Raw genomic sequence first — 17181 nt, forward strand, 5'->3', positions numbered from 1 at the left:
TCCCGTTCTCGCTTAACCGCCGATTTCGCGTAACGCTTCGTCGATCGCTTGCTCCAAGTCTTGTCTTAAGTCGTCCGCGTGCTCTAAGCCGACGGAGAACCGGAGCAGCCTGTCGTCCACGCCGACCGCTTCGCGGATTTCGAGCGGAATGTCCGCGTGCGTCTGTACAGCCGGATACGTCATGAGCGACTCCGTGCCGCCGAGGCTCTCCGCGAAGGCGATCAGCTTAATGTGCCTCAGAATCGGCTCGATCGTTCTGGCGTCTTTCATCTTGAACGAGAAAATGCCGGTGTTGCCTGACGATTGCGCGTTCTGCGCCTCGTGTCCCGGATGGTGCGGCAGCGCCGGATAGTAGACTTCCTCGACGGCCGGGTGAGCCTTCAGCCAAGTCGCGAGCGCGGTCGCGTTCGCTTGGTGGCGTTCCATGCGAAGGGCGAGCGTCTTCATTCCGCGCATAAGCAGCCACGAATCTTGCGGGCCGAGCACGGCGCCGATCGAGTTGTGCAGGAACGCGATATCCGCGGACACCTTCTCGCCCTTCGTCACGATCAGTCCCGCGAGCACGTCGTTGTGGCCGCCGAGGTATTTCGTGGCGCTATGAACGACGATGTCGGCGCCCAGCTCGATCGGTCGTTGGAAGAACGGCGTGAGCAGCGTATTGTCGACGATCGTGAGCAAATCTTTCTGCTTCGCCCAAGCCGCGACTTTGGCGACGTCCGTCACCATCATGAGCGGATTGGTCGGCGTCTCGATCAGCACCGCCTTCGTATTCGGTTTCCGGCGGGATTCCAGCGCGTCCATGTCGTTCGTGTCCACATAGGAAGCGGTAACGCCGAAACGGGCCATGATCTTCTCGAGCAACCGGTACGTTCCGCCGTATAGATCGAGCGAGACGAGCAGATGGTCGCCTTGGCTGAACAGGGCGAACACGACTTGCAGCGCGGCCATGCCGGAGCTGCAGGCGAAGCCGGCGTCGCCGCTCTCGAGGTCGGCGGCCGCCTCTTCGAGCACCGTTCTCGTCGGGCTCTTCGTGCGGGCATAGTCGAATCCGGTGCTCTTGCCGAGCCGCGGATGGCGGAACGCGGTCGATTGGTAGATCGGGAAGCTCACGGCTCCCGTGACTGGATCGTTCTGCGATCCGATTTGGGCTAATCGGCTTTCGATTTTCATGGCTTACTTTCTTCCTCCCTGGGGCAGCGTATTTTTATTCGCTTTGCCGAGCTGGAATGGCGTCGCTTGATAGACGTAATAATTCAACCAATTGGAGAACAGCAGATTGGCATGCGCTCTCCACGTCGACACCGGCGCCTTCGAAGGATCGTCCTTCGGGTAGTAGTTTTTCGGAACGGCGATGTCGAGGCCCTTGGATTTATCCCGGTCGTACTCCCATTTCAACGATTGCGGGTCGTATTCGGAATGGCCGGTCACGAAAATCTGCTTGCCGTCGGCTGTCGACGCGATATAGACGCCGGCTTCCTCCGATTCGGACAAAATCTCGAGCTCGGGCACTTTCTCGATATCCTCGCGTTTCACTTCCGTATGGCGGGACTGCGGCGCGTGGAACGTCTCGTCGAACCCTCGAAGCAACTTGACGTTCGGCGTCGTTACCGTGTGCGGGAATACCCCGAACATTTTCTCGTCCAAGCCGTATTTCGGCACGCCGAAGTGGTGGTAGAGGCCGGCCTGGGCCGCCCAACAGATATGGAACGTAGAAGTGACGTTGTCGACCGTCCAGTCCATGATTTCCTTCAGCTCGTCCCAGTAGTTCACTTCCTCGAACGCCAGGTGCTCGACCGGAGCGCCGGTAATGATCAAGCCGTCGTACTGTTCGTCCTTGATATCTTCGAACGTCTTGTAGAAGCTTTCCAGGTGCTCCGCGGAAGTATTCTTTGACGTATGGGTTTTCGGGTGGATAAGCACCGCCTCGACCTGCAGCGGAGTGTTCCCGATCAAGCGCAGCAGCTGGGTTTCCGTCGTCTCCTTCGTCGGCATCAAATTCAGTATCGCGATGCGAAGCGGGCGAATATCCTGATGGTACGCGACGCTTTCGTCCATGACGAATATATTTTCCCCCGCTAGCACTTCCTTTGCCGGCAAGTTATCCGGAACTTTAATCGGCATGTTCGTTCCTCCTTCGTCTGTCTCGTGCTGAAAACGGCAAAATAAAAACGACCCCCGAAATGAGTAAGGGTCGTGTAATAATCGTACGCGCGCCCCTCTCATCTGTCAGAAACGCTTTCGCGCCTCCGCAAGAATTAGCACCGTACATGTGGGTGGCACATGCCGGTTGCCGGGCTTCATAGGGCTAGTCCCTCCGCCTGCTCTTGATAAGATGGCAATCCATATTCGGTTGTCGGGTAAACTATTCTAAATGTACTCCAATTTCGGCGGGTCGTCAAGGCTCGGAACGCCCGCGGAGAAGGGCATCTTTTCCCGCGAGAATTGCCGAAATTCTCCTTGAAAGGCGCGGGCGCGGGGCTTATACTTAACACGTCGTAAGACGACCTGGCAATCACGCGCTAACTTGATGATAAAGGGGGGAATCCGGATATGGAAGGCGATAAGCCCGGACCGAGTAGACAGTCGACGAAAGCCGCAGGACCCGACTCCGCCAAACGGGAGCTTTCGATGTCCGGATCGTCTCCGGATTGCCGATAACCTCCCGCGTCGACGCGGATTCGTCCTGCATGAACCGTTCGGACATGCAAAGGAGCGATTCCCATGAAAATCAGATTGGTCAACAACGGCGTCTTCACGCCGGTCGAAGATATTAACGAAGCACTCCTGCCGCCTAAAAACGGATTTTATTGGATCGACGCCGACTTGGAAGACCTCGCGGTCCTCCAGCCTCTATTCGGCCTTCACGACCTGGCCGTGGAAGACTGCCTAACGGAAGAAGAGCAGCGGCCCAAGCTGGAAATCTACGAAAACCATTACTTCGTCGTCATCAACAGCATCCGCTTCGACGACGAGGAAATTTTCCTCCGCGCCTTGAACATGTTTCTCGGCCGCCATTATCTTATTACCGTTACCCGCCAGAAAATCAACGAGCTGCGAAGCGTCAAGCCGATTCTGTGGGAGCAGGAAGTCGACATGCCGGACCGGTTCATGTACCATCTCGTCGACTTGGTCGTCGATAACTACTTGTCCGTCGGCGACCGGATCGAGGCCCGCATCGAGAACCTCGAAGAAGACATCCTCATGCACACGAAGAAGTCGCATCTGACGGAGATCATCGGCTTGCGAAGCGAGATCCTGTGGCTCAAAAAAGTGCTCGGCCCGCAACGCGAGCTGATCTCCACGCTCAACAAGAAGGATCTCCGGCTGATCGACAGCGAGCTGCAGAAGTATTTCGGGGACATCCACGAAAACGCGGTCAAAATCTACGAGACGTTCGAAACTTACCGCGATCTGATGGGGAACTTGCGGGAGGCTTACCAATCGAGCCTCGCCAACCGCGCGAACGAAATCATGAGGGTGTTCACGGCATTGACGACGATCTTCATGCCGCTCACCTTCATTACAGGCATCTACGGGATGAACTTCGACTTTATTCCCGGCATGAGCTACCATCTCGGCTCCGTCGTCCTGATGTCTCTGATGGCGGTCATCGGCTGCGGTATGTTCTATCTGTTCCGCAAGAAGGATTGGCTATGACGGAATGCGAACCCCGAACGGCCTGCAACGAACCGAAGCTAGAGAACGTAAAGGGACCTCCCCTTCCTGCGCGACGGCGCATGACGGGGCAGGTCCCTTATTCCTATTATCCCGCCGATACCCGAGCCGACCTGCGGTAACGAATCCGGGCCATTCGGAGCTTCTCGTACCGCTTCTCCGTCTCGTTCGAGTCCGCCGCGGATTCTCCGTACACTTCCTTCAGCAGCGGCTTCAAGTAGCGATCGCCGATCTGCCCGAGAGCGGAATCGATCTGAATCGCTTCGTCCGGCGATACGCCCGTCAGCTCCAAATCGACGATCGTCATGACGTCATACCCTTCCTCGTCCAACTGTTCGATTCGCTCCACGAGCTTGCGCCTCGGGCAATTCAGCGCGCCCTCCAGTTCCTCCAGCGTCCTGCCGTCGCGAATGCCCTGCAGCAAGGAGCGCTTCTCCTTCACTGCGGACAGCGACTTGCCGTACTTCTCCTCTTTCATCCGGAACAGCCAGTAAGAAAGCGTCTCGTCGCTCACGGCGTCCGGCACCCACGCTTCGAGCGGGAACCCGCGCTCGCGAGGCTTTTCCTTCAGCATGCCGACGATCTCTTGTCCGTAGCGCTCCATCTTCGCCTTGCCGAAGCCCGGAAGCTGCCCAAGCTCCTCCAACGTGCGCGGCTTGTATACCGCCAGCAGTTGCAGTTCCCGGTTCGTCGCGATCAAATACGCCGAACGCTTCTCTTCGGTCGCTTTCGCCCTGCGCCATGCCCGCAGCGAGGATGCGGTCTCTTCCGCGTCCTGGCCGTCCGCGTAACATTGCAGCAGCTGTTGCAGCGCCGGACGGCGCTCCCAGAACGGCGTATCCTCCAGCATGCCATCGAGCAGCGGACGGAAGCCATCTTTCATCTTGCAGGCGACGCCGTGCCGGAAAGAAGCGAGCAGTTCTTCCCAGCTCATTCCTTCGTACCACAGTTCGTCCACGGAAGAAGCGCCCTGTTCCAACGTGCGCCAGCCGGCGCTCCACAAGCCTTGCATCTCGCCGATGAAGACGTGCGCCCTTTCCTCCGCTTGCCCGATTACCCTCTCGAATTGATTCATGAACACGACCTGCATCCCGTTTCCTCCTCGGCCGCCCTTGGCGGCATCCTGATTTCGTCCAACGTGCGGACCGGTCCGCGGAAACGCGCAAAAAAGCACCTCCCGCCGATCGGCGATGAGGTGCTTCCTCTATCGTGCAACATGAACAACTACAGATTATCAAAATGCGGGACGTTAGGCAATACCCGCGCGTTCAATTATAATAAGAGAATCAATTGGAGGAGGACTCATTCCGTATGAACATGAAAGACTACGACTTCCTGTCAAATTCGACCGAGCAAACGACGACCCGCTTCGTCACGTTCGTCACGCCGGGCTTGAAGCGGTTCGATCTCGCGATCCTGACGACCAACCGGTTCTACGGGAAGAAGCTCGTTACGGATATGATGTTCGGCCGCAGCGCCGTGCTGGGCCCGGACGATCTGGAAGAAGAGGGCGTGCTGGAATCGGTGTTCCGGATCAACGAGGAAGAAGCCGCGGAACTGGCCCAGTTCCTGTCCCTCGTGCTCGGCGCGGTGAATTTCACCGACTAAAAGCGTACGTCGCGGGCAACCTAACGGAAATCCGATCGCGAATGGAGGTTTCCGGCATGTTCCCGTTTCGCAAGGAGCGCAAGCAAGCGACGACCGATCTCAAGACGGTCGAATCCCGGCGCAACGATCTCGCGCCCGAGGAGTTTCCCGAAGGCCCTTACGGCTTCTCGGCGGAATTCTCCGAGACGCTCGGCAAGAGCACCCCGTGGCGGGACGATCAACGGCCGCCGAACCCGTTCAGCTACGAGAACCGGGAGCTTCATGCCGGGCTGGATCGCGGCTATCCGGGCGATCACGAAGTCCACAGCGAGAACGAGCGATCGTAACGCCTCGCAGCGAATAAAACCTCGATCCCGTCTTAGCGGCGGCATCGAGGTTTTTTTGCAGGAGCGGAAAGCCCACCGCCTCCGCTGTTTCCTGCTACTGCTTTTGCACCTTCTCCCGATCCGATTTCTGATCCTGCCGACTATAGTTGCACAATGAGCATCTATTTCTCGTAATATTCGCTGTTTCCAAAAATTAGATGCAGAATGTGCAATTCTTTTCAAGCGTATGAACGGAATACGTCAGAACGGGCGGAAATAAATGCTTATTACGCAACTAACCTGCTGTCCGCTCTAAGAAACGGAAAAATAACTGTACTATTTGCAATTGGTCAGAACATAGATAAGCTGAATGATCGAGGCCACGGTTGATCCTGTCGGTTAAACGGGCTTTATTTACAGCTTGAAATAGTTTTTGGCGTTGCGGTAACAGATGTTTTCCACCATGCTCCCGAGCAGTTCCATATCGTCGGGCGCCTCGCCCTTGATGACCCAGTCCCCGATCATGTCGCAGAGGATTCTGCGGAAATATTCGTGGCGCGGGTACGAGAGGAAGCTGCGGGAGTCCGTCAGCATCCCGACGAAACGAGAGAGCAGCCCAAGATTTGCGAGCGCGTCCAGCTGTTCCAGCATGCCGTTCTTCGTATCGTTGAACCACCAGGCCGAGCCCAGTTGGATTTTGCCGGGCTCGGATCCGTCTTGGAAGCTCCCCATCAACGAGCCGAGGACGAAATAATCTTTCGGATTGAGCGAGTACAGTATCGTCTGAGGCAGCGAGCCGCCGGCATCGATGTCGTCGAGCAGTTTCATGAGCGGGTAAGCCAGCTGTCCGTCGTGAATCGAGTCGAAGCCCGTATCCGCGCCCAAGACGGCAAATTTACCGCTATTGTTGTTGCGCGAAGCATGGACGTGCAATTGCATCGTCCAGCCCTTCTCGGCGTACTTGCGGCCGAGATGAACGAGCGTAAACGTCTTGTGCTTGCTCTCCTCTTCCTCGGACAACGCAAACCCTGCCATGGCGCGGGCGAAGATCGCCGAAGCCTCTTCCATGCTCGTCTCCGCGTAGAGTACGCGGTCGAGCGCGTGGTCCGACACGATGCAGCCGGCGTTCGCGAAGAAGTCGATCCGATCGTCCATCGCCGCGAGAAACTGCGCGTAATCGCCGATTTTCCTGCCGGATGCCGCCTCGAGCTTCCGGACCCAAGGCAAGAAAGTCGGGCGGCGGATTTCCAGTCCTTTGTCCGGACGGAACGACGGCAGCACGACGCAGCCGAAGCCGTCGATCTTGCGGATGCCCTCGTGGTACTCCAGCGTATCCGTCGGATCGTCCGTCGTGCAGATCGCCTCGACCCGCTGGTCGCGAATCAGTTGTCTGGCGGAGAAACGCTCCGACGCGAGCGCCGCGTTCGCTTTCTCCCAAATGACCGGTCCGTTCTTCTCGTTGATCTGCTCTTCGATGCCGAAATACCGGCGAAGCTCCAAGTGGGACCAATGGTAAAGCGGATTTCCGAGCGTCTGCGGCACCGTCTTGACCCACGCCGCGAACCGGTCGTAATCGCCGACGCCGGGCCCGCCCGTGACGAGCGGCTCCGAAATGCCGTTCGCCCGCATCGCCCGCCACTTGTAATGGTCGCCGTGAAGCCAGATTTCCGTCAAATTCGCGAAACGCTTGTCCTCGTAGATCTCTTGCGGATTCAAATGGCAATGGTAGTCGATAATCGGCTGCTTGGCCGCGAATTCGTGATAGAGCCGTTCCGATACGGCGTTGTTCAGCATGAAATTGTCGTCCATGTACGATTTCATTCGGTTGTGCTCCTTTAATTGCATATTCAAAAAGTTCGGTGATCAGCACCGAGAAGGTTGAAAGAAGCTAGGAATGAGGACCGGAGTGCAGGCAAACCTACATGAGGACCGGAAGTCCCGTGCAGCATTCAAGATTCGATGTCGAGAAAACTCCTAGAAATACTTCGTGATCATCATCGGGCTTTTTGAATTCCTCTTAATGGAATTTGACTAAATCATCAACTTTCACTGCCTGTCCCGTCCGGATCGAACGGTTGGCCGCGATGCCCGTTAGAATGGAACGAGCTCCGTCCACGTGGTTCGCGGCGCGCTTGAACCGGTCTTCCAGCGGGGTGCCGAAAATATCGTTAAGCAACACCGGATCTCCTCCGCCGTGTCCCCCGTCGCCTTCCTCAATCTCGACCTTGTAAGGAGCGGCGAACATCGGGAACACTTTGATTTCCTTGTTCTTCAACGCGCCTTCCATCGCCTTGTCTCCGCCCGCGTTCACGTACGATTGCTCGACGATCGTCATCTCGATGCGCCCTTTCGTTCCGTTGAAGGCGATCCGGTAGCCTTCCCAAGGCAAGTAGGCGTTCAGGGAATACGTCATGATCGCGTTGTTCTTGTACCGAACGAGCACGCCCATCGTGTCTTCAATGTTGATGCCGTCCCCGAACACGCTCTGATCGCGGCGGTAGCCGTCCTCGTGCTCGGCGTCCAAATACAGCTCCTTCAAGCTTTCGTGCCGGTCCATGTGCAACGCGAAAGGATCTTCCTGCGCGTTCGGATGTCCCGTCGACCGATCATAGAATTTCGCGACGCCCCGCTCCTCCGCATTCTCCTTGCCGTAGAACAGCAAATCTCCGAAAGCGAAGACGGTATCCGGCTCCGAGCCGATCCAAAAATTGACGAGATCGAAGTGATGCGTCGACTTGTGGACGAGCAGGCCCCCGCTGTTTCTTTTGTCCCGGTGCCATCTGCGGAAATAATCCGCGCCGTGCTGCGTGTTGAGCAACCACTCGAAATGAATGGAAGTCACTTTGCCGATCGCGCCGGAGGCGATCAGCTCGCGGGCTTTCGTATGGTGCGGAGCGTATCTGTAGTTAAACGTTACCCGGACGTTGCGACCGGTTCGTTGCACCGCGTCGAGGATGTCCTGGCATTTCCGTTCGTCCACCGTCATCGGCTTCTCGGTCACGACGTCGCAACCTAGCTCCATCGCCCTGATCATGTAAGTATGATGCGTTCTATCGACGCTGGTTACGATTACGGCGTCCGGTTTCTCCGTCCGGATCATCTCGTCGAAACTTTCCGCCTTATACGTTCGTACCGGGCCGTAGCCCAGCTTCGCCAGTTGCCGGTTGGCGTAGTCCATCCGGGTTTGGTTCGTGTCGCAGAACGCGAGCAGCTCCGCCGATTCCCGGAAATCCTTCGCGATCGCCGAGTAGAAAAACTCCGCCCTTCCGCCGGTTCCGACCAATACGTATTTCTTCTTGTTCATCATCGCTCACCCTTTTGCTCGAATTGGTTAATCTCTGACTTAACCATAAAGCAAACGAGAATCGAATACGCCTTCATTATTGCGATAATCGAACAAAATCCCGCTTATTTTGCTATAATCAAGAAGTCGAGAATCGAAAGGAGCGGAGACGCGATGAACGCGCCCGAACTATTAAGGCATGGCGGCTATACCGAACCGTTGTACGTGGAGTACGTCAAGCGAAGCTATCCGTTCGATATGGCCGGCAACCACTTCCATCCTTTTTACGAGATTTATTACCTCCTGTCCGGATCGAGGACTTATTTCATTAAAGATACCGCCTTCCAAGTCGAGCCCGGCGACCTCGTCTTTATCGACAAGAACGTCATTCACCGCACGTTGCAATCCGGACCGCCCGAACACGAGCGCATCGTCGTCCATATCGACGATCGTTTCGTAGCCGAACGACTCCGCGATCACGCCGACTTTCTGCTGAGTCCTTTCGGCGGGCCGAGTCCGGTGCTTAAGCCTGTTCCCGCGATTCGCGAAGCGGCCGGACGGCTGATGGAACGGATCATTACGGAATTGTCCGGAAAGCAAACAGGGTTCGATCTGCTGCTCCGGCAGGCGGTTCCCGAATTGCTCGCGCTCGCGGCCCGTTGTCTCGAATCTTCCGAGAACCCGATCGTGCCGGATACCGCGTCCGACAATCCTACCCGGCGCAAAATATCAGAAGTGGCGCGATACCTCAACGAGAGCTTCCGCGAACCGGTTCGCGTTCCCGATCTGGCCGAACGCTTCTTCATCAGTCCTTATTATTTGAGCAGACTGTTTAAGGAGGTTACCGGATTCGCGTTGATCGATTACGTGAACCTCACCCGCGTCAAGGAATCGCAGCGGTTGCTTCGCGAAAGCGACTTGTCCGTCACCGAAATCGCCGAGCGCTCGGGCTTCGACAATTTCTCCCACTTCGGCAAAACGTTCAAAAAAATAACCCGGGCTACCGCCCGGGATTATCGCAAAGAGCTTCGCGCCTCCTCGCGATTATAGCACGGCAAGCGATGCCGACGCTTCATCTCGAGGAGGCGATTCGTATATCGATTTAACTTTGAGTCTTCTGAGCGCTTTTTAAGATACGGCGATCAGCCGCGACACTTCTTTCACGAGGCTGCCGAACTCCAGCTTCTCGAACAACGCGTTGATTTTCGCGGCGTCCGGCTGCCAGACGCACTCTTCCGGCAAGCAAGAGACCGGCGCCTCGCGGCTGATCGTCGCGAGCTCCCGGCAAAGATGCAGCATCTCGACACCCGCTTCGATCTTCGCCTTTACCCCTTTCGGAAGGGCATGGAGATTGTCCAGAATGCCCTCGATGGAGGCGTATTCGACGAGCAGCTTCGTCGCCGTTTTCTCGCCGATCCCTTTCACGCCTGGATAATTGTCCGACGTGTCCCCGATCAAGCCTTTCAGATCGATGAACTGCTTCGCCGTCAGTTGCTTCTCTTCGAGAAGAAGAGCGGGGTCGTACACAGCGTAGTTGGAAGGCCCCTTCTTCATGATGACGACCTTGACCCGTTCGTCTACGAGCTGAAGCATATCGTGGTCACCGGTCAGCACGTAGACATCCATATGCTCGCTCAGCTGCATCGACAACGTTCCGATGCAATCGTCGGCTTCGTAGCCCGCCATTCCGACGTTAACGATGTCCAGAGCGCTGACGACTTCCTTCACGAGGTCGAACTGCGGGATCAGATCCGCGGGAGCGTCGGGACGATTCCCCTTGTAATCCGCGAACTTCTCCGTTCTGAACGTCTTGCTTCCCATATCCCAGCAACAGACGATATGCGTCGGCTTGAACGTCCGGCAAGCGTCCAGCAAGTACCGGACGAAGCCGAACACCGCGTTCGTCGGCAAGCCGTCCTTCGTCTTCCGGATGTACCCGCCGTACGCGTTCGCGAAGTATCCTCTGAACAATAAGGCCATCCCGTCGACGAGCATTACTCTTTGTTCCGGCATTCGGTTTCCCTCCCATGATCGATCATTTCGTCGGTTCCGCGCTTCGAATGAAAGCGCCGATCCGCTTGGCGGCGTCCGACAATACGTCTTCCGCTTCGACGAGCGCGAGCCTGACGTAACCTTCTCCCCTGGCGCCGAACGCGTTGCCGGGAATCGAAGCGACTCCCGTCGACGACAGCAGCGCTTGGGAGAAAGCCCGCGACGACCAGCCCTCGGGTACGGCCGCCCATAGGAACATCGTCGCCTTCGGCGTCTCCACGTCCCAACCGCTCGCTCTAAGCGCGGATACGAATACGTTTCTCCGGCGTTCGTACAGCTTGCCGATAGGCCGAGGCGAGCGAATATCCGCCTCGAGCGCCGCTATGCCCGTTTCTTGCGCCCCAAGGAACACGCCGAAATCGATGTTGTTCTTGAGAGCGCGCAGAGAAGCTAGCGCCTCGCGGTTGCCGACCGCGAAGCCGAGCCTCGTGCCCGCGAGATGATAGGACTTGGACAAGGAATGTAACTCGACCGCCACGTCCTTCGCGCCCGGAATTTCCAGCACGCTCGGCGGCCGGAAGCCGTCGAACGCCATCTCGCTGTACGCGTTATCGTGCACGAGCAATACGCCGCGCTTGCGGGCCGTATGAACCGCCTTCTCGAAGAAGGCGAGATCCGCCGTCGCGGACAACGGATTGCTCGGATAGTTCAAGATCATGAATTTGATTTTATCCCATGCCGACTGCGGTATGGATTCGAAATCCGGCAAGTAGCCGTTCTCGGCGAGCAGCGGCAACGGAATCGCTTCGACTCCCGCCACGGCGAGACCCGCGCCGTAGACCGGATAGCCCGGATCGGGCAGCAGCGCCGCGTCTCCCGGATCGCTGATCGCCAGCGGCAGATGGGCGAGTCCGTCCTGCGTCCCCATTAGCGACAATATTTCCGCTTGGGGATCGAGCTCTACGCCGAATCGGCAAGCGAACCATTCGGCGACTTTCGCCCGGAACGCTTCCGTCCCTTCCGTTCCCGGGTAGCGATAGACGTCGGCACGCAGGCTCGCTTCGGACAACGCCCGGCGCAGCGGCTCGACGGGAGGCAGATCGGGGCTGCCGATATCGAGATTAACGACCGGCAATCCCTTGTCGCGCGCGGCCTTCTTCCAGCCTGCCACTTCCGCGAATATCGCGGAGCCGAGACGGTCGATCCGGCTTGATCGGAATGCGCCGCTCATCGGCCGAACCATGCCGGACCGACGTCCGCTTCTTTGAAGCCGATCGTGACCTTGGCGCCGTCCGTCAAGATCGGACGTTTGATCAGCATGCCGTTCGAAGCGAGCAGCCGGATTTTCTCCTCGTCGGACATGCCGGGCATCTTGTCTTTCAGCCCCTGTTCCCGGTAGGCGTCGCCCGACGTATTCGTCCACTTCGATACCGGAAGGCCGCTCATGCGAATAAGCGCGCCGAGCTCTTCGGCGCTCGGAGGCGTCTCGCGAATGTCGCGCAGGTCAAGCTCGCAGCCGTTCTCTTTCAGCGCTTTGATCGCGCCCTTGCAGGTGCTGCAGGTCGGCAAATGGTACATTTTCAATGCTTTAGCCACGATCTATTCCCCTTTTTCCAACTTGATCAACCGCTGTTCCAATCGGCTCATATCTTCCGGCAAAGGAGCTTCCAGCGTCATCGGCTCTCCCGTGATCGGATGCAGGAAACCCAGCCGCGCCGCATGCAGCGCCTGTCTGCCGATGACATCGCCCAGACGGGACGCGACGATCGACTTCTCCCAACGCTCGTCGGCGTAATACGAGTCTCCGACGATCGGACACCCGACCGACGTCATATGCACGCGAATCTGATGCGTTCTCCCCGTCCCGAGGCGAACGTCGAGCTCGCTTACGCTCTCCCCGTCGCCGAATTCGTAAGCTCGGGCGATCCGGTAATAGGTCAAGCAGGGCTGCCCGTCCGGTCGGACGACGCGCCGATGCGGATCTTCGTCGGATCTATCGATCGGCGAATCGATTCGTCCTTCCGGTTCCGGAGGCCGGCCGTAGACGAACGTCCGATATTCCTTCGCGACTTTGCCTTCGATCATCTGCGCGGACAGCTGCTGCTGCGCGAGCGAATGCTTGGCCACGACGACGAGGCCCGACGTATGCTCGTCCAGCCGGTGAACCGGCCTGAACCGAATTTTCTCTCCCCGCTGCTGCCAATAATGAATGACGCCGTTCGCCAGCGTGTTCAAATAATGGCCCGTCGTCGGATGGACGATCAATCCCGCGGGTTTGTTCAGCACGAGCAGGTGGGCGTCCTCGAAGACGATGTCGAGCGGCATCGGCTGGGGCAGTATCGTTTCCGACTCCTCGGCCTCGATCCTCAGACGAATGACGTCGCCTTCGGCGAGAACATGGTTGCTCCATACTTTGTCCCCATTAACGCTAAGCCCTTCGTTCGACGACTTCAGCTTGACCATGAGCCTGCGGGAGATTCCTACGCGCTTGCGCAGCACGTCCCGAAGCATTCTCCCGTGATCCGACGCGTTCGCCACGATCTCGATCGGCTCGTAATATTGTTGCGGCTCCGGGTTGCCGCTTTGTTGTTCGTTCATGCCTTCACGTCCTTCGGCGGAACACTTGCGCGCCGCGCTCGTACTCGACGTCCGGCACCCCTAGGCCGGCGTTCGCCGCCCTGGCAGCCGCGAAGAAGAAATCCGACAGCCTGTTCAAATATTTACTTACTTCGTCGGGGCAAGCTTGCGACGCCGCAAGAGTGACGACCCTTCTTTCGGCCCGCCGGCCTACCGTCCTGCACACGTGCAAGAGCGAAGACGCTTCGCTGCCTCCCGGCAAAATAAACCTTGCGATCGGCGGCGTCGCCGCTTCGTATTCGTCGATCCATTGCTCGAGCCGTCCGGTCATTTCCGGCGAGACCTTCATCTTCTCCGCCGCCGGCTCGGCGTAGCTCAAGTCCGAGCCGCAATCGAACAGCTCGTGCTGGATCAAGATTAGTCGGTTCGCCATCTCTTCCAACGCGGCCGAACCCGACCGAACCAGCACCGACGCCGCCTGGCCGACGAAGCTGTTGAGCTCGTCGATCGTCCCGTAAGCTTCCACGCGCTCGTCGTCCTTCCGCACCCGCGCGCCGATAACGGAGGTCTGTCCTTCGTCGCCCGTTCTCGTATATAGTTTCATTCGTTCTTCGCCCCGCTTCGTTAAAAAAGAGGCCGGTGACGTGTCACCGGACCTCCTCCCGACTTAATTGAACCTGCTTCATGTATTCGTTGATTTTCAAGTCGAGCCTGCGGCTGAGGGCCATGACGGAATCCGAGACGAAAGAGTGCTCCTGGAGGAACGTATCCGTCATTTCCTTGCGCAGACGATCGATTTCTTCCGTTAAAATCGCGACCCGATCAGGGCAATGAGAGTCGATGGGCGTGACTTCATGGTCGGACGTCGGATGAATACGATTTGCCGAACCCATGTCCTTTTCCCCCTTCTCATGACGTATTGCTTCCTTCGGCGGGTTAAAAACCATGGTTATTATAGCAAAACATTTAGAAAAAGAACATCCATTTTGTAAACTTATCGACGCTAAGCCAGTTTCTTAAGGAATTTATCAATTCTATCCAGAGACTCCGTTAATTGTGCGACGGATGTCGCGTAACAGCATCTCAGGAAGCCTTCCCCGCCCTTACCGAACACGTGTCCCGGCACCGCGGCGACCTTCGCTTCGAGGAGCAGCCGTTCGGCGAACTGCTCGGACGTCAGGCCGGTCGCTTGAATCGATGGGAACGCATAGAACGCGCCATGCGGCTCGTGGCATTCGAGCCCCATCTCCCGAAAGCCCTTCACGACAAGCCTGCGTCTTTGGTTGTACGATTCCATCATGCGGTCTTTCTCTTCCAGTCCGCTCTTCGTCAGCGACTCGATCCCCGCAACCTGCGCCATCGTAGACGCGCACATAATCGTGTACTGATGGATTTTCATCATGGCGCTGATGAGATCGGGGTGTCCGCACGCATACCCCAGACGCCAACCGGTCATCGCGAACGCTTTGGAGAAGCCGCTGACGAGAAGCGTGCGGTCTTTCATGCCGGGAAGAGAAGCAAAGCTTACGTGCTTGCCTCCGGTGAAAGTAAGTTCCGCGTAGATTTCGTCGGAAATCACGATCAAATCGTTTTCTTCGACGATTTTGGCGATCGGAAGCATTTCCTCGAAAGTCATGATCGCGCCCGTCGGATTGCTCGGATAACAGAGAATAAGCACTTTCGACCTCGGCGTGATGGCCGCTCTTAGACTCTCGGCCGTCAGCTTGAATTGGTCCTTCGCGAAAGTCTCGATCCCGACGGGAACGCCTCCGAGCAGCGTCGTAATCGGCGAATAAGGCAGATAGCTCGGCTCCGGAACGAGCACCTCGTCTCCCGGTTCGATAAGCGCGCGCAGTGCCAGATCGATGCCCTCGGAGCCGCCGACCGTGACGATCATCTCGTTGGCCGGTTCGTATGTCAATTGAAATTGATTGGATAAGTACTGTCCGATCGCTTCTCGAAGTTCGAGCAACCCGGCGTTCGGCGAATATTGAGTTTTACCCTTCTCGAGCGAATGGACGGCGGCATCCCTTACCCGCCAAGGCGTCACGAAATCGGGTTCGCCGACGCCGAGCGAGATGATGTCCTTATCCTTGCTTGCGCTTACCAGATCGAAGAAGCGTCGGATGCCCGACGGCGGAATCGCTCGCGCGCTCGCGGCCAGGTAACTTTGCATACCGCCGCTCCGCTGTTGTATCGTTTGGGGGATAAGCGGCTTTTCCTCGTCTTTAATCATCGGTCATCTCTTCCTTTACGGTGGGCTCCGGAAACGTCTTCGAACCGGGTTATGGCGTGACAAGCAATCGGTGATCGTCCTCGAACTCTTCGAAAATAATACCGTCCTGCTTATATTTCTTTAAAATGAAAAACGTCTTCGTAGAGATGACCGACTCGATCGTCGACAGCTTGTTGGACACGAACGACGCGACTTCCTTGAGGTTCTTGCCTTCGATCTCGACGAGCAGATCGTACGCGCCGGACATCAAGTAAACCGATTTCACTTCCGGATACAAGTAGACGCGTTCCGCGATGCTCTCGAAGCCGCGGCCTCGTTCAGGCGTGCATTCGACTTCGATCAGCGCCGTTACTTTCTCGTCGTCCACCTTGCTCCAGTTCACGACCGTCGCGTATTTCACGATGACGTGGTCCCGCTCCATCTCCGCGATCGCCGCGGCGACGTCCTCTTCCTTCGCTCCGAGCATCGTCGCGATCGTGGACGCGGTCAAACGGGCGTCTTCCTTCAGCAAATCCAAGATGCTTAATTTGAACTCGTTCATCGTGATCCCTCCTGAATTACTCTACATCATACATCAAATACAGGCTGCGTGAAAAGTTAATTAGGGTAACTTTAAGAAAATCCCCGAATCGGCTTAGCCGACCGGGGATCGCGTATTTCTTGGCAACTTGAGTCGCCTTCAAGCGAGCTACTGCATCATTTGGGAAGCTTGTCCGGTTGCCGCGGATTGCGCGAATTGCGCTTGCGCCGCGCGGGTCTGCTGAACGAATTGGTTCGTCTTCTGCTGCGTCTGCTGATATTGCTTGACCTGTTTGTCGATTTCCGGCTTCAGCACCTGGGAGGAAGCGTTATACATGTTGTTCGACTGCATCGCGGTAAAGAGCTCGCCTTGCATCTTCAACGTATCGTTCAGAAGCTGCGTGAACATCTGGCGAATATCCGGGCATACCGATTCGGTCGCGGCCGTGGCGTATTCCCTCGTAACCCGCTTTAAATCGCTCAAAATCGTATACGCCATATCCTCGTCGGGCAAAGTCGTTTGATTCATCATCGTCGATACCTCCTTAAGCTTGGGGTTGGGCGGGCGCAAGCGGCTGATGCTGCTGGGCGGAGCTAAGCAGCGTATTGTAATGCTGCGTGTGGACGTCGATCATGTGCGTGCATGCCTGCTTCAACTGGGCGTTCGTGATCGTCGCGGCGGCGACCGTGCACTGCTTGATCAATAAATCTTCGTTGGACATGGAATCTGCGATATACTCGAGTTCTTTGGCGGTCATCGCTTGCATCATGGGCGGAAATCCTCCTGTTCGCTTTTGGACGTCAGGGATTAGTGTGCATTGTTGGAGGATTCGTTATGCTTGCGCGAAAATGGAAAGCGGGAACGATAAAAAGACCGCCTGCCGGCGCAATGTCATTAAGTTAAGCTCAAAGACAAGACCGGGAATAAAAATGGAGTCCGAAACGGCATGGGAAAAAGCCCTGTGCCGTTTGTTTTTTTTGGTGCA

Annotated in this window: 19 protein-coding genes and 1 riboswitch; of the genes, 4 read left to right on the top strand and 15 right to left on the bottom strand. The window is 57.0% G+C overall.

Annotated features, from left to right (window positions below; translation table 11 throughout):
• Window positions 1-12 precede the first annotated feature (12 nt).
• Both ACFPPD_RS08210 and metA read right to left on the bottom strand, forming a co-directional pair.
• Window positions 13-1170, bottom strand: a complete 1158-nt coding sequence (locus tag ACFPPD_RS08210) for a PLP-dependent transferase (RefSeq protein ID WP_209750668.1) — start codon at window positions 1168-1170, stop codon at window positions 13-15.
• Window positions 1171-1173: 3 nt separating this feature from the next.
• Complete coding sequence (gene metA / locus ACFPPD_RS08215; RefSeq protein WP_209750666.1) at window positions 1174-2121, bottom strand: homoserine O-acetyltransferase MetA; 948 nt, start codon at window positions 2119-2121, stop codon at window positions 1174-1176.
• Between the two features lie 95 nt (window positions 2122-2216).
• A riboswitch (SAM riboswitch) is annotated at window positions 2217-2334 on the bottom strand.
• Window positions 2335-2721: 387 nt separating this feature from the next.
• Between metA and corA the strand changes: the two genes are divergently transcribed.
• Window positions 2722-3657, top strand: a complete 936-nt coding sequence (gene corA / locus ACFPPD_RS08220; RefSeq protein WP_209750664.1) for a magnesium/cobalt transporter CorA — start codon at window positions 2722-2724, stop codon at window positions 3655-3657.
• A 106-nt stretch (window positions 3658-3763) separates the two neighbouring features.
• On the opposite strand, the gene ACFPPD_RS08225 is transcribed toward corA, so the two are convergent.
• On the bottom strand, window positions 3764-4765 hold the full coding sequence (locus tag ACFPPD_RS08225; RefSeq protein ID WP_209750662.1) for an HRDC domain-containing protein: 1002 nt from the start codon (window positions 4763-4765) through the stop codon (window positions 3764-3766).
• Between the two features lie 221 nt (window positions 4766-4986).
• Here ACFPPD_RS08225 and ACFPPD_RS08230 point away from each other — a divergent pair, with 221 nt between their 5' ends.
• Both ACFPPD_RS08230 and ACFPPD_RS08235 read left to right on the top strand, forming a co-directional pair.
• Window positions 4987-5283, top strand: a complete 297-nt coding sequence (locus tag ACFPPD_RS08230; protein ID WP_209750661.1) for a DUF3055 domain-containing protein — start codon at window positions 4987-4989, stop codon at window positions 5281-5283.
• 56 nt (window positions 5284-5339) lie between these two features.
• Entirely contained in the window at window positions 5340-5609 is a 270-nt protein-coding gene (locus tag ACFPPD_RS08235) for a hypothetical protein (protein WP_209750659.1), read from the top strand.
• Window positions 5610-6002: 393 nt separating this feature from the next.
• Here ACFPPD_RS08235 and uxaC read toward each other — a convergent pair whose 3' ends face one another.
• Together uxaC and ACFPPD_RS08245 are read right to left on the bottom strand one after the other, a co-directional pair.
• Window positions 6003-7409: a glucuronate isomerase gene (gene uxaC, locus ACFPPD_RS08240; protein WP_209750658.1), complete on the bottom strand. Its 1407-nt coding sequence runs from the start codon at window positions 7407-7409 to the stop codon at window positions 6003-6005.
• 196 nt (window positions 7410-7605) lie between these two features.
• Window positions 7606-8895: a Gfo/Idh/MocA family oxidoreductase gene (locus tag ACFPPD_RS08245; RefSeq protein ID WP_209750656.1), complete on the bottom strand. Its 1290-nt coding sequence runs from the start codon at window positions 8893-8895 to the stop codon at window positions 7606-7608.
• Window positions 8896-9045: 150 nt separating this feature from the next.
• Here ACFPPD_RS08245 and ACFPPD_RS08250 point away from each other — a divergent pair, with 150 nt between their 5' ends.
• The gene (locus ACFPPD_RS08250) at window positions 9046-9921 is read left to right on the top strand and encodes an AraC family transcriptional regulator (protein ID WP_209750654.1); all 876 of its coding nucleotides are present in this window, start codon (window positions 9046-9048) and stop codon (window positions 9919-9921) included.
• A gap of 78 nt (window positions 9922-9999) precedes the next feature.
• On the opposite strand, the gene ACFPPD_RS08255 is transcribed toward ACFPPD_RS08250, so the two are convergent.
• From ACFPPD_RS08255 to ACFPPD_RS08300, 10 genes are all read right to left on the bottom strand, one after another.
• Window positions 10000-10884, bottom strand: coding sequence for a 5'-3' exonuclease (locus ACFPPD_RS08255; protein WP_209750653.1), 885 nt, complete (start codon window positions 10882-10884; stop codon window positions 10000-10002).
• Window positions 10885-10906: 22 nt separating this feature from the next.
• A complete protein-coding gene (locus ACFPPD_RS08260; RefSeq protein ID WP_378081820.1) occupies window positions 10907-12106 on the bottom strand; it encodes an aminotransferase class I/II-fold pyridoxal phosphate-dependent enzyme in 1200 nt (399 codons plus the stop codon).
• Window positions 12091-12459, bottom strand: a complete 369-nt coding sequence (locus ACFPPD_RS08265) for an arsenate reductase family protein (RefSeq protein WP_378081823.1) — start codon at window positions 12457-12459, stop codon at window positions 12091-12093. The genes ACFPPD_RS08260 and ACFPPD_RS08265 overlap by 16 nt, the downstream gene beginning before the upstream one ends.
• Before the next feature lie 3 nt (window positions 12460-12462).
• Complete coding sequence (locus ACFPPD_RS08270; protein ID WP_209750651.1) at window positions 12463-13461, bottom strand: RluA family pseudouridine synthase; 999 nt, start codon at window positions 13459-13461, stop codon at window positions 12463-12465.
• 4 nt (window positions 13462-13465) lie between these two features.
• Window positions 13466-14044 (bottom strand): cob(I)yrinic acid a,c-diamide adenosyltransferase, encoded by a 579-nt coding sequence (locus ACFPPD_RS08275; protein WP_209750650.1) that lies wholly within the window; start codon window positions 14042-14044, stop codon window positions 13466-13468.
• 43 nt (window positions 14045-14087) lie between these two features.
• The gene (locus tag ACFPPD_RS08280) at window positions 14088-14333 is read right to left on the bottom strand and encodes a Spo0E family sporulation regulatory protein-aspartic acid phosphatase (protein ID WP_209750649.1); all 246 of its coding nucleotides are present in this window, start codon (window positions 14331-14333) and stop codon (window positions 14088-14090) included.
• 110 nt (window positions 14334-14443) lie between these two features.
• On the bottom strand, window positions 14444-15676 hold the full coding sequence (locus ACFPPD_RS08285) for an aminotransferase class I/II-fold pyridoxal phosphate-dependent enzyme (protein WP_209750648.1): 1233 nt from the start codon (window positions 15674-15676) through the stop codon (window positions 14444-14446).
• 49 nt (window positions 15677-15725) lie between these two features.
• The gene (locus ACFPPD_RS08290) at window positions 15726-16217 is read right to left on the bottom strand and encodes an Lrp/AsnC family transcriptional regulator (RefSeq protein WP_209750647.1); all 492 of its coding nucleotides are present in this window, start codon (window positions 16215-16217) and stop codon (window positions 15726-15728) included.
• Window positions 16218-16364: 147 nt separating this feature from the next.
• Window positions 16365-16727, bottom strand: a complete 363-nt coding sequence (locus ACFPPD_RS08295; RefSeq protein ID WP_378081829.1) for a spore coat protein — start codon at window positions 16725-16727, stop codon at window positions 16365-16367.
• A 13-nt stretch (window positions 16728-16740) separates the two neighbouring features.
• Entirely contained in the window at window positions 16741-16965 is a 225-nt protein-coding gene (locus ACFPPD_RS08300) for a hypothetical protein (protein WP_209750646.1), read from the bottom strand.
• Window positions 16966-17181: the final 216 nt, after the last annotated feature.

It is taken from the genome of Cohnella suwonensis (assembly GCF_042655365.1).
GTDB classification, from domain to species: Bacteria; Bacillota; Bacilli; order Paenibacillales; family Paenibacillaceae; genus Cohnella; species Cohnella suwonensis.